This window comes from Micromonospora zingiberis (genome assembly GCF_004331455.1).
Lineage (GTDB): Bacteria > Actinomycetota > Actinomycetes > Mycobacteriales > Micromonosporaceae > Micromonospora > Micromonospora zingiberis.
The window spans coordinates 20,696-32,875 of sequence record NZ_SJJR01000018.1 but is presented as its reverse complement, the minus strand read 5'-3'; the positions used below and the strand labels follow the sequence as shown (position 1 = coordinate 32,875).

The 12,180-nt window shown below is 72.9% G+C and carries 9 protein-coding genes; 3 read left to right on the top strand and 6 right to left on the bottom strand.

Annotated elements, in window-relative coordinates:
* The 3 genes from E0H26_RS22265 to E0H26_RS22255 form a co-directional block, all read right to left on the bottom strand.
* Complete coding sequence (locus E0H26_RS22265) at positions 1 to 990, bottom strand: alpha-ketoacid dehydrogenase subunit beta (RefSeq protein WP_131306839.1); 990 nt, start codon at positions 988 to 990, stop codon at positions 1 to 3.
* Positions 990 to 2,165, bottom strand: a complete 1,176-nt coding sequence (gene pdhA, locus E0H26_RS22260) for a pyruvate dehydrogenase (acetyl-transferring) E1 component subunit alpha (protein WP_131306837.1) — start codon at positions 2,163 to 2,165, stop codon at positions 990 to 992. The genes E0H26_RS22265 and pdhA overlap by 1 nt, the downstream gene beginning before the upstream one ends.
* A 634-nt stretch (positions 2,166 to 2,799) precedes the next feature.
* Positions 2,800 to 3,588 (bottom strand): hypothetical protein, encoded by a 789-nt coding sequence (locus E0H26_RS22255; protein WP_131306835.1) that lies wholly within the window; start codon positions 3,586 to 3,588, stop codon positions 2,800 to 2,802.
* A gap of 73 nt (positions 3,589 to 3,661) precedes the next feature.
* Between E0H26_RS22255 and E0H26_RS22250 the strand changes: the two genes are divergently transcribed.
* The gene (locus E0H26_RS22250; RefSeq protein ID WP_131306833.1) at positions 3,662 to 4,291 is read left to right on the top strand and encodes a phosphatase PAP2 family protein; all 630 of its coding nucleotides are present in this window, start codon (positions 3,662 to 3,664) and stop codon (positions 4,289 to 4,291) included.
* 119 nt (positions 4,292 to 4,410) lie between these two features.
* Here E0H26_RS22250 and E0H26_RS22245 read toward each other — a convergent pair whose 3' ends face one another.
* The 3 genes from E0H26_RS22245 to E0H26_RS22235 are packed head-to-tail and all read right to left on the bottom strand — an operon-like array spanning position 4,411 to position 9,239.
* Positions 4,411 to 5,631, bottom strand: a complete 1,221-nt coding sequence (locus E0H26_RS22245; protein WP_131306831.1) for a hypothetical protein — start codon at positions 5,629 to 5,631, stop codon at positions 4,411 to 4,413.
* Between the two features lie 58 nt (positions 5,632 to 5,689).
* The gene (locus E0H26_RS22240; RefSeq protein ID WP_131307001.1) at positions 5,690 to 7,366 is read right to left on the bottom strand and encodes a GTPase; all 1,677 of its coding nucleotides are present in this window, start codon (positions 7,364 to 7,366) and stop codon (positions 5,690 to 5,692) included.
* A 34-nt stretch (positions 7,367 to 7,400) separates the two neighbouring features.
* Positions 7,401 to 9,239, bottom strand: coding sequence for a GTPase family protein (locus tag E0H26_RS22235; RefSeq protein ID WP_131306829.1), 1,839 nt, complete (start codon positions 9,237 to 9,239; stop codon positions 7,401 to 7,403).
* A gap of 221 nt (positions 9,240 to 9,460) precedes the next feature.
* On the opposite strand from E0H26_RS22235, the gene dnaK reads away from it, so the two are divergent.
* Both dnaK and grpE read left to right on the top strand, forming a co-directional pair.
* The gene (dnaK, locus tag E0H26_RS22230) at positions 9,461 to 11,335 is read left to right on the top strand and encodes a molecular chaperone DnaK (RefSeq protein WP_131306827.1); all 1,875 of its coding nucleotides are present in this window, start codon (positions 9,461 to 9,463) and stop codon (positions 11,333 to 11,335) included.
* Between the two features lie 37 nt (positions 11,336 to 11,372).
* A complete protein-coding gene (grpE, locus tag E0H26_RS22225; protein ID WP_131306825.1) occupies positions 11,373 to 12,149 on the top strand; it encodes a nucleotide exchange factor GrpE in 777 nt (258 codons plus the stop codon).
* The last annotated feature ends 31 nt before the right edge of the window (positions 12,150 to 12,180 follow it).

Here is a 12,180-nt window from a genome sequence, read left to right as displayed (position 1 = left end):
TCACCAGCCGAAGGTGCGGTCGACGGCGTCGAGCACCCGGTCGAGGTCGGGCAGGTACTCCTCCTCCACCCGGGCGGCCGGGTAGGGGGTGTCGAAGCCGGCCACCCGCAGCACCGGCGACTCCAGCGAGTAGAAGCACTCCTCGGTGATCCGGGCGGCGATCTCGGCGCCCAGGCCGACGTTGGACGGTGCCTCGTGCACCACCACCGCGCGGCCGGTGCGCCGCACCGACTCGTACACCACCCCGAGGTCCAGCGGGGAGAGCGTGCGCAGGTCGATGACCTCCAGGTTGCGGCCGTCCTCGGCGGCGGCGGTCGCCGCGTCCAGGCAGGTCCGCACCATCGGGCCGTACGCCAGCAGGGTGACGTCCGTGCCGGCCCGCGCCACCCGCGCCGAGTGCAGCGGGTACGCCCCGGACAGCGGGGCGTCCAGGTCGACCTGCCCCTTCTCCCAGTAGCGTCGCTTCGGCTCCAGGAAGACGATCGGGTCGTCCGAGGCGATGGCCTGCTGGATCATCACGTACGCGTCCTGCGGGTTGGCGCAGGAGACGACCTTGAGGCCGGCGGTGTGCGCGAAGTACGCCTCGGGTGACTCCGAGTGGTGCTCCACCGCACCGATGCCGCCACCGAACGGGATCCGGATGACCATCGGGATGTTCAGCTTGCCGCGCGAGCGGTAGTGCATCTTCGCCACCTGCGACACGATCTGGTCGTACGCCGGGTAGACGAAGCCGTCGAACTGGATCTCGCAGACCGGCCGGTAGCCCCGGATGGCCAGGCCGACCGCGGTGCCGATGATGCCGGACTCGGCGAGCGGGGTGTCGATCACCCGCTGGTCGCCGAAGTCCTTCTGCAACCCGTCGGTGATCCGGAAGACGCCGCCGAGCTTGCCGACGTCCTCGCCCATGATGACGACCTTCGGGTCGTTCTCCAGGGCCTTGCGCAGGCCGGCGTTGAGGGCCTTGCCGAGGGTGAGCGTCTCCGTGGCCATCAGTGGGTGCTCCCCTCGAACGAGTCGAAGTACTTGTTGAACTGCGCACGCTGCTCGTCGAGCAGCGGCGACCCGTTGGGATAGACGTGGTCGAACATGGTGACCGGCTCCGGGTTCGGCATGGCCAGCACCCGCTCGCGCAGCTCGATCGCCTCCCGGCGGGCCTGCTCGTCGACCTCGGCGAAGAAGTCGCTGTCGGCGATCTGCTCCCGCTCCAGGAACGCCTTCATCCGGGCGATCGGGTCCTTGGCCTGCCAGGCCTCGACCTCGCTGGCGATCCGGTAACGGGTCGGGTCGTCGGAGGTGGTGTGCGCCCCCATCCGGTAGGTGTACGCCTCGATCAGGCTCGGGCCCTGCCCGTGCCGGGCGTTGTCCAGCGCGTGCCGGGTCACCGCGTACGTGGCCAGCACGTCGTTGCCGTCCACCCGGATGCCGGGGAAGCCGAAGCCGGCGGCCCGCCGGTAGAGCGGAATGCGGGTCTGCCGCTCCAGCGGCTCGGAGATGGCGTACTGGTTGTTCTGGCAGAAGAACACCAGCGGGGAGTTGAACACGCCGGCCCAGACGAACGCCTCGTTGACGTCGCCCTGGCTGGTGGCGCCGTCGCCGAAGTAGGCGATCACCGCCTCACCGTCGTCGGTGCCGGTCTTGCCGTCCATCGCGACGCCCATGGCGTAACCGGTCGCGTGCAGGGTCTGCGCCCCGATCACGATCGTGTACATGTTGAACTTGAACTCGTTCGGATCCCACCCGCCCTGGTCCACGCCGCGGAACAGCCCCAGCGGCATGATCGGGTCGATGCCACGGCAGTAGAGCACGCCGTGCTCGCGGTAGGTGGGGAACGCCATGTCCTGCGTACGCAGGGCCCGGCCCGAGCCGACCTGCGCCGCCTCCTGGCCGAGCAGGCTCGCCCAGATGCCCAGCTCGCCCTGTCGTTGCAGGGCCGTCGCCTCCGCGTCCAGTTTCCGGACCAGTACCAGGTCGCGGTAGAGGCCGCGGTACTCCTCGTCGGTGAAGTCGACGCGGTATTCCGTGCCGTCCGGGCCGGTGACGCTCTCGATCCGCTCACCCGTGGGGGTGAGCAGCTGCACCAGTTCCGGGTCGCCGGTCGCGGCCTTCCTGGATCGGGGTGCGGCTCGCCGGCCGCGGGTGCTGGCCCCGGGGTCGCCCTTTGCCATCCGTCTCTCCCTGTCGTGTCTGCGTCGGCACCGGGGGGTCACCCGGCCGCGCGACTCGTGCGCCCGTCCCGGCTGGTGCCGGGATCGGTTCCTGGCGACCGCGCCTAGCCCCGGTGGGGGTTGCCGCGCGGTGTTGAGCCGGATTCATGGCCGAACCCGGTTCGGGGAGCGCCGACGCCCAGTCGCGCCTACCGCGTGGGTGCGCGGAGGTCGCGGCTGCGCTGCCGCCGTGGCTCCATATTCGCATCACAGGTGAGCCGTCCCACACTCCGCCTGCCCCGCATCCCAGGCCGGGCCCGCTTCGTTACCCGAAATGCCGAGGTGTCGGGTCCAGCGACGCCCGGCCGATCCGGTGGTGGTTCGTCACCATTCGGCCAGATACGCGTTTCGACACGCGGTGAGGGGTTGGCTGACTCAGAGTCACTGACCCAGGCTGTTTCGCGTGGGCCTCCGATCCAATCTCGGCGGTCCGCCGGGCTGCTCAGGTGGTCCCGGCCCGGGGCGACGACGAGGAGTGCGTGGTGTCCGAACCAGCTGAGGGGGCCGGAACTCTCGGACGGCATCGGGCACCCGGCGGCTACCGCCGGGTGGTGGGTGCCCATCGCGCCGTACGCACCGCCGGTCCCGCCCGGGGCTACCTGTTGACCGTGGCGCTGCTCGCCGGCACGGCCTCGATGCCGGTCCTCGCCGCGATCAGCACCGGCTCGGCGACGGTGGGCAGCACCGCCCTGCCGGACAGCCGTACGCCGTTCATGCCGACGCCTTCGGTCGGACCGGTGGTGATCCCGCCGCCGCCCACCGGCGCCCCCACCGCCACCTCGACGGCGGTGCCGTCGACCGCTCCGGCCGCCCCGCCGGTTGTCCCGGTGGGCCGGCCTGGCCTGGGGCCGACCCGCTCGGCAGCGACACCGGAGCGTCGCGCGGACCCGCCGCGGACCTCCCCCCGGCCCTGGCCGCCCTCGACCAACCCGGTGCCGGTGCCGACCCCGGCTCCGACACCCGCGCCGAGCGGGTCGCTGCCCGGATCTCCGTCGCCGTCGGCCACACCGACCTCGTCACCCACCCCCAGCGCCTCCGCCAGCCCGACGGTTTCGGCAACCCCGTCGGACGGGGCCGACCCGAGCGCCTCGGCGAATCCGCCGGCCACGACCGACCCCTCGGCCAGCACCGACCCGCCGGCCACCACCGACCCGTCCAGCTCGGCAAGCCCCAGCACGCCGACGGACCCGAGCACGCCCACCGGTCCGAGCGCCTCGGCGGAGCCAGCCGGGCCGGCCGAGCCGACCGATGCGCTGCCCGCGTCGTCGCCGGCCAGCGTCGCGGCGGGACGTCCGGCCTCCCCGGACCGGGCTCGCAGCCGGTCGCAGCACCACCTGCGCCGCCGCCGGAGCGCACCAGCAGGCCCGGATCTACCGGGAAGCACCGGGGCGCCGACGGTACGGTGAGGGCGGCGCCACGGCGCCCTCGGCGGGTCGGACGGAGCGGGGGATCGGATCTTGGTCGACGGTGACCTGGCCGCCCACGACGTCGCTGCGGCCCGGCCCGGCCCAGGACTGCGACTGGCCCGGATCGTCACCGAGTTGACCGCGCCCGCCGTCCTGGTGTCGCTGCTCACCGTCGTGATCGGCTGGCACAGCGCCCGGGGCGCGATGAGCGGTCTGGGGTGGGGCCTGTTCGCGGTCGTCTTCGTCAGTGTGATCCCGATGGCGTACATCCTCGGCGGGGTGCGTCGCGGCCGGCTCACCGATCACCACGTGCGGGTACGCGAACAGCGGCGGATCCCGCTGCTGTTCGGACTCGGCTCGGCCGCCGCCGGGCTGGCCCTGCTCGCGGTGCTCGGCGCGCCGCGCCCGGTCCTGGCGCTGGTCGCCGCCGGACTGGTGGGCCTGGTGGTGGCGGTGACCGTCAGCCACTGGTGGAAGATGTCGATCCACTCGGCGGTCGCCGTCGGCACGCTGGTGGTGCTGGTGGTGACCTTCGGCGCCTGGCTGCTCGTCGCCTCCCCGTTGCTCGGGCTGGTCGGCTGGTCACGGGTCCGGCTGGGCGACCACACCTCCGCCCAGGTGCTCACCGGCGGCGCACTCGGTGGCCTGGTCGCGGCGGTGGTCTTCGTCCTGCTGCGCTGAGCAGGCCGCGTCGCTTGAACAGCTTGATTCCGGCGGCACGGCGGTATCGAGACGGCTTGGATACCGCACCGCCGCCGGAACGCCACTGGACCAGCGGCCGGCACCTGAGCCGGGCCGGGTCAGCCGTCGTCGGAGAGGCGGTGCCGATTGGCGTCGATCCAGGCGTCGAGGGCGGCCGGGTCGTCCGGGTCGACGCCGTCGGCCATCAGTTGGGCGACGGCGGCGGTCGCCGGGCTGCGCCGCTCGCCGGTCGCGTAGAGCCGGACGAACTCCGGCACCATCTCGGCGATGGCGGTGTCCGTTCCGGCGGCAGCCGCTGCGGGCAGCCCACGTTTGCGGGCCGCGTACCCGGCCCAGGCACGCAGCACCCGAGGCAGCATCGCCGCGTCGTCCATGTCCAGCACGGCCCGACGGTGAACCCAGTCGAGCAGGAAGAACCCGGCCACCGTCGGGCTCCAGCGCAGCGGGTCGGCGTCGGCGAAGGTGGCCGCGTGGTCCAGCAGCAGGCCCAGGCAGAAGTGCAGCGAGGCCAACTCGGCACCATCGACGTCGTCGAACCCGGCCCGGCTCGCCTCGGGCGAGGCGAGGAAACGCCGGATCTCCGCAGCCCGCGCGGCGTCCGGCAGCGGATCGTCGGACGGCCCGGGCAGGGGCACCTTCGCAGCCGGCAGGATCGCCAGCCGAGCCCCGGCCAACGCGCGATCCGTGGCCAGGGAAGTCGTCCCCGGCAACTGTCCGAGGTGGTCGGTGACGGCCAGGTGGCGGCTCACCTCGCCGCGCATCCGGGTCGGGTCCTCCTCCCGAAACCAGGTCAACTCGTCCTCGGCGCACAACTGCCGGACCTGGTCCAGAATCCGGCTCGCCGGCCCGCCGACGAAGACGTCCTTGGCGATGCCGATGTTGTGGTCGACCAGCGCGATCAGCGCGTGCTCCGGCCCACCGGCGGTGTCGTCGTACGCGAAGGTCGCCAGGTAGGAGGTCTGGTCACCGTAGACGTCGCCGTACGCCCAGGTGCCGGTGAGGTGCACCCGGCCGAGCTGACCCGACCAGGCCGGTGCGGCAGCCCCGGGGCGAACCCGGTCCGCGCCGGTCGCATCCGGCACGAGGGCGGCGAACACCGCGCGTACGGTGGTCGCCGCAGCGGCCCGCCGTCGGGAGGTGGCCGCGAGGAAGCCGGTCACGAACTCACGTACCGCCGTTTCCCGGTCGGTCTCCGCGACCTCGTACACGCTGCCCAGCAGAGCCGCACCGAGCATTTCCGCGTCGAGCGCCGTGTCGAGCTTGGTCACGTCGCGGGCGGCGTGCAGCACCGCTTCGTAAGGGGTCTGTGGCGTGGCCATGAGTCGACACTACGCCGCTCGCGGCCCGGCCACCGCTGACCGAACCGACCGGTATCGGTCACCGGTGTCGGGCGACCTCGAGAACGGTCCGGGCGTCGGCGTGCGCGGCGATCACTGCGCGCACCGGTGCCAGCACGTACTCCTCGCCGACCTGGGCCACCGCGCTGGTCAGCCGGGCCTCGGCGCGCTGCCGGGCCCGCCGGGCGGCCCACCGCGCCACCGGTTGGGTCAGCGCCGTCACCAGCAGCCCGGCCAGCAACCCGCCGAGCAGCAGCAGCGTCGGTACGGGCACCTCACCGACCATCGGATGACGCAGCTCCGGCAGCCCCAGGGCCCGCAGCGCGTAGCCGAGCGCGAGCCAGCCGAGCCCGGCCAGGGCCGCCAGGGTCACCAGCCACTGCACCCCGCCGACCAGCCGCCACCAGACGCGGGGCCGGTTCATCCCCAGGTCGGTGCCGGCGATCGCGCGGTCCAGGGCGTCCGGCAGGTCACCGAGCCGGGACCGGGCCGCCGCGGTGACCGCGTTCGGCCAGGCGCTCGGCAGACCCGAGCCGGCCCGCTCGGCCACCGTGCGGACGGCGAGCCCCAGCGCGGACCGGTCGGCGGCGCTCGGTTCCGGTACGGACGTCGCGGCGACCAGACTCTCCGCCGGGTCGCGCGGGTAACCCGACGAGTCGGTCAGGTGCAGCCGGCGCAGCGGATCGGCGCGTAGCCGCCGCCAGAGCCGCACCACGGGCCAGCCGGTGGTCGAGGCGGCCCGGTGTCGGTACGCCTGCTCGACCGCCGCCGCGACCGTCGGCACGCCCGCTGCGGCGACCAGCGCCCGGTCCAACGAGGCCACCGCCGGATCACCGGCGGGCAGCGCCGGACGCGGCGCGCCGACCATCTCGTCCAGCGCGGCGACCACCGCGTCCACGTCACCGGAGAGCCGGCGCAGCGCGGCCTGTCGCTCGGCGACACCGCGTTCCAGCGCCTCGCGCAGCCCTTCCGTGCCGGCCGGTTCGGCGATGGTGGTGGCCAGCAGCGGCACCCCCGCGAGCCCGTCGGCGTCGAGCAGTCGGCGCAGGTCGGCCAGGACCCGGGGCACCTCGGCCGGGGGCAGCCGGTCGACCTGGTTGAGTACGACCACCGTGACGTCGCGGTGCCGGTGGAATTCGCGCAGGTAGCTGTCGTGCACCACCCGGTCGGCGTACTTCTGCGGGTCGACCACCCAGACCACCAGGTCGACCAGGCCGAGCAGCCGGTCCACCTCCAAGCGGTGGGAGTGCTGCACCGAGTCGAAGTCCGGCAGGTCGAGCAGGATCAGCCCGTGCAGCGTGGACTCGTCGTCGCCGTCCAGCGCGCTCTCCCGGACGAACCGGTGCCGAGGCAGCACGCCGAGCCAGTCCAGCAGCCGGGTGCCGCCGTCGAGTGGCCCCCACACGCAGGCGTGTGCCACGCCGGTGGTGGGCCGGCGTACCCCCACCGTGGAGAGGTCCATCCGGGCCATCGCGTTGAACAGGCTCGACTTGCCGCTGCCGGTCGCGCCAGCGAGCGCCACGACGGTGTGGTCGCGGGAGAGCGACAGCCGGGTGCCGGCCCGTTCGACCAGCGTGCGTGCCGGCACCAGCGGGGTGTCCGGCAGTTGGCCGTCGACGATGCCGAGGAACCGGTGGATCGCCTCCAGTCGGGCGACCAACTGGTCGGCGTCCACCCGGCCGTCCGCCCGCAACGCCTCACGCAGGCGTCCGCCCATTCCCATCACGGCCGCTCCCGGCTGATCGCTGTGCTCACGCCGGCCGCCCCGGGGCGGCCGGTCCGCTCAGGGCGGCGGCCGGGTCGGCGAAACCGCTGCGTAGCCGGGCCGTCTCCACCCGCTCGGCGGCCTGGCGCAACGCGGTCGCGGCCTGTGCCGCCGGCCGGGCCTGTTCGGTCCGGGCGAGGTAGCGGGCCGCCTCGGCGTCCAGCAGGACCCGCACCCGGTCCAGCAGATCCTCCCGGGCCTTGTTGGCGAGCGTACGCACCGCCTGGTCGCCGAAGATGGCTTGCAGTACCGCCTGTCCGGCGACGGTGGTGCCCGCTCCGGTGGCGACCTCCAGCCCGGTCGGGATGAACGCCGTCGAGGCGAACACCGCGATCATGACGGCCAGCCCGGTGGCGTTCACCGCGTACGCCGCCGTGCGGGCCACGAAACGTCGGTCGCCGCCCTCGGTGCGGACCAACTCCAGCACGCCCCGCTGCCAGTCCCGGACCAGCCGCTCGGCGCGTTCGGGCAGGTCGGCGGAGTGGTGCGCGAGCTCCGGTTCGAGTAGCGCCGCGCCGGCCGGATGAGCCTTCCAGCCGGTGTACGCGTGCTCGGCCGCCTCGGCGGCCACTGCCCGCAGCAGGGTGACCAGTTGGGATTCGATCGCGTCGCGCAGCTCGGCGGCGGGCGCCGGGCGTCGGCTGAACGCGGCCACGAGCCGGTCCCGTAGCCGGCCGATCCGCGCCTCCAGGCTGCGGAAGAACTCGCTGGTGCCGACGAACTCCTGCCAGCGGGCCAGCACCTCGCCACGGAGCAGCCGGCCGTCGCGCAGCCCCTGCTCCACCGTCCGGTTCGCGGACCGGTACGCGGCGCGTACCCGATCGTCCAGCGCGTCGGCGGCGGCCACCTGTTCGTCTGCGGCACCGGCCAGGCTCTCGACGGCCGGTTGCAGCGCGGCCAGCGCGCCGCCCAGGGTCTGCCGGACCACCGCGGAGCGGGCGTCCGCGTCGGCGGCGAGCCGGGCGAACCAGTCGGCCAGCGGTGCGGTGACCCGGTCGGGTAGCAGGCCCTGCCCGTCGATCCAGGTCTCCGGCAGGACGAACAGCGGCGCCGAGCCGAGATCCTGCTCGGCGAGCATCTCGCCGAGGTGCGCGGCCACCTCGTCGGTGGCCTCCGCCGGCACCCGGTCGAGCACCATGGCGATCACCGCGCCCCGGGCCCGCGCGCCGCGCAGCAGCTCCCACGGGACGGCGTCGGCGTACCGGGCGGCGGTGGTGACGAAGAGCCAGAGGTCGGCGGCGGCGAGTAGTTGGCCGGCCAACGCCCGGTTGGCGTCGACCACCGAGTCGATGTCGGGGGCGTCCAGGAAGGCCAGCCCGGGTGCGAGCGCCGGGGCGGTCACCAGATGCAGGGTGCGGGGGTCGTCGCTGGGCTGGTTGGTGCGGGTGAGGCCGGGCAGCAGTTCGCCCCGGCGGAACCAGGGCGAGTCGGCCGGATTGCACACCAGGACGGGCGAGCGGGTGGTGGGACGCAGCACCCCGGCGGCGCTGACCCGCGCCTGCACCAGGCTGTTGACCAGGGTCGACTTCCCGGCGCCGGTGGACCCGCCGACCACCACGAGCAGCGGCGCGTCGAGGCGGGTGAGCCGGGGCAGCAGGTAGTCGTCGAGTTGGTCGGCGAGAGCGGCGCCGATCCGCCCGGCGGGGTCGGCCGAGGGCAGTACGAGCGGGAACCGGGCCTCCCCGATCGCGGCACGCAGGCCGGTCAGGGCGTCGGGCAGGAGGTCTTCCCCGGCGGACCGGACCTCCCCGGCGTCGATGGGGCCGGTGCGGGCTGCGACGGCGGGCGTGCCGGATAGTGAGGCGGAATCGCCGTTCGTCGTCACCGCTAAAGCGTGCCCGACCGACACAAGGTAAGACAACCGGTCGGTAGCGAGCCGCGAGTTGCGCCTATCCGACTCAACCCTGACTTGACGATTCCGGCGGGCGTGGCACTATTGAGTCAAGTTCACTCAACTTGAGGTGGGGTCGCTGCGGGCGGCGCCCGCCAGGCAGTGCGACGGCAACCTCCGTCACCTGCTCAACGTTACGAAGCGAGGAAGCGAAGATGGCACGTGCGGTCGGTATCGACCTCGGCACGACGAACTCCTGCGTCAGCGTTCTGGAGGGCGGTGAGCCCACCGTCATCGCCAACGCGGAGGGCTCGCGGACGACCCCGTCGATCGTCGCGTTCGCCCGCAACGGCGAGGTGCTCGTCGGCGAGGTCGCCAAGCGCCAGGCGGTGACGAACCCGGACCGGACGATCCGTTCGGTCAAGCGGGAGATCGGCACCAACTGGTCCGTCGACATCGACGGCAAGAAGTACACCCCGCAGGAGATCTCGGCCCGGACGCTGATGAAGCTCAAGCGGGACGCCGAGGCGTACCTGGGCGAGCAGATCACCGACGCGGTGATCACCGTCCCGGCGTACTTCAACGACGGCCAGCGCCAGGCCACCAAGGAGGCCGGTGAGATCGCCGGCTTCAACGTGCTGCGGATCGTGAACGAGCCGACCGCGGCGGCGCTGGCGTACGGGCTGGACAAGGGCTCCAAGGAGCAGACCGTCCTGGTCTTCGACCTGGGCGGCGGCACCTTCGACGTGTCGCTGCTGGAGTTGGCCGAGGGCGTCATCGAGGTCAAGTCGACCAGCGGTGACAACCTGCTCGGCGGCGACGACTGGGACCAGCGGATCATCGACCATCTGGTGAAGACCTTCCGGGGCGAGCACGGCATCGACCTGTCGCAGGACAAGATGGCGATGCAGCGGCTCAAGGAGGCGGCCGAGAAGGCCAAGATCGAGCTGTCCGCCGCCACCACCACCAACATCAACCTGCCGTACATCACCGCCGGCTCCGCCGGCCCGCTGCACCTGGACGTGACGCTCAGCCGGGCCGAGTTCCAGCGCATGACGCAGGACCTGCTGGACCGCTGCAAGGGCCCGTTCGAGCAGGCCGTCAAGGACGCGGGGATCAAGGTCGCCGACGTCGAGCACGTGATCCTGGTGGGTGGCTCGACCCGGATGCCGGCCGTGACCGAGCTGGTCAAGCAGCTCACCGGCCGCGAGCCCAACAAGGGCGTCAACCCGGACGAGGTCGTCGCCGTCGGCGCCGCCCTCCAGGCCGGTGTGCTCAAGGGCGAGGTCAAGGACGTCCTGCTGCTCGACGTGACCCCGCTGAGCCTGGGCATCGAGACCAAGGGCGGCATCTTCACCAAGCTGATCGAGCGCAACACCACCATCCCGACCAAGCGCTCCGAGGTGTTCACCACCGCCGACGACAACCAGCCGTCGGTGCTGATCCAGGTCTTCCAGGGCGAGCGTGAGATCGCCGCGTACAACAAGAAGCTCGGCACCTTCGAGCTGACCGGCCTCCCGCCGGCCCCGCGCGGCGTGCCGCAGATCGAGGTCACCTTCGACATCGACGCCAACGGCATCGTCAACGTCCACGCCAAGGACCTGGGCACCGGCAAGGAGCAGAAGATGACCATCACCGGCGGCTCCTCGCTGCCGAAGGATGACATCGAGCGGATGCGCCGGGACGCCGAGGAGCACGCCGAGGAGGACAAGCGCCGCCGCGACGAGGCCGAGAGCCGCAACGTCGCCGAGGCCCTCCAGTGGCAGACCGAGAAGTTCCTGGCCGAGAACGGCGACAAGCTGCCCGCCGAGAACCGCGACAAGCTGAACGAGGCTCTCGGTGAGCTGCGTGGTGCCCTCGGTGGCAGCGACATCGATAAGATCAAGTCGGCGCACGAGCGGTTGGCGCAGGTCTCGCAGGAGGCCGGCTCGCTGCTCTACGCCCAGCAGGCCGAGCAGCCCGAGGCGGGCGGCCCTGGTGGCGCCGGTGGCGCGGCCGGTGCCGGTGCGGCCGGCGGCACGCAGGCCGGCGCTCGGCCCGGTGCCGACGACGTGGTCGACGCGGAGATCGTGGACGAGGACAAGAAGTGACCGCCCGGACTCGCGGGCAGAGGGACGAGGTAGTCGTATGACGGAGAAGCCACGAGCCGCTGACCCGGGTGACACCGGGTCGGCGCCGGGTGGCTCGGCGTCGGAGCCGGCCGCCGGCGCCGCGCCGCGGGTCGTCATCCGCAACAACCGCAAGATCAGTCAGACCCGTGAGCCGGACGGTGCGGCGGCCGACGCCGGGTCGGACGCCCCGGCCGAGGGCTTGGTCGAGGACGCCGAGGTCGTGGTCGACGCGATCGAGGTCGAGGCCGCCGCGCTGAGCGAACCGTCCACCGACGGGCCGCCGGTGGTGGACTCTCCGGCGAACCCGGTGGGGGAGACCCCGGCGGAGAAGGTGTCGGAGAGCGCGGGTACCGCACTCGGTGCCGAGCTGGAGGCGCTCCGCGCCGACCTGGAGGAACGCACGCGGGACCTGCAACGGGTGTCGGCGGAGTACGCCAACTACCGCAAGCGGGTCGAGCGCGACCGTGGGCTGGTCACCGAGCAGGCCACCGGTTCCGTGCTCGCCGCGCTGCTGCCGATCCTGGACGACCTGGACCGGGCCCGGGAGCACGGCGACCTGGTCGGCCCCTTCGGTTCGGTGGCCGAGCAGCTGATCACCGCGTTGGGCAAGTTCGGCCTGACGCCCTTCGGTGAGCAGGGCGACCCGTTCGACCCGACGCGGCACGAGGCGGTGGCCCACCAGACGTCGGCCGACGTCACCGAGCCGACCTGCGTGCAGGTGATGCGGCGGGGCTACCAGATTGGCGAGCGACTGCTGCGGCCCGCGCTGGTCGCGGTGGCCGATCCGGAATAGTGCGCGACGGTGACCGGGCCGCCCCGCCCGC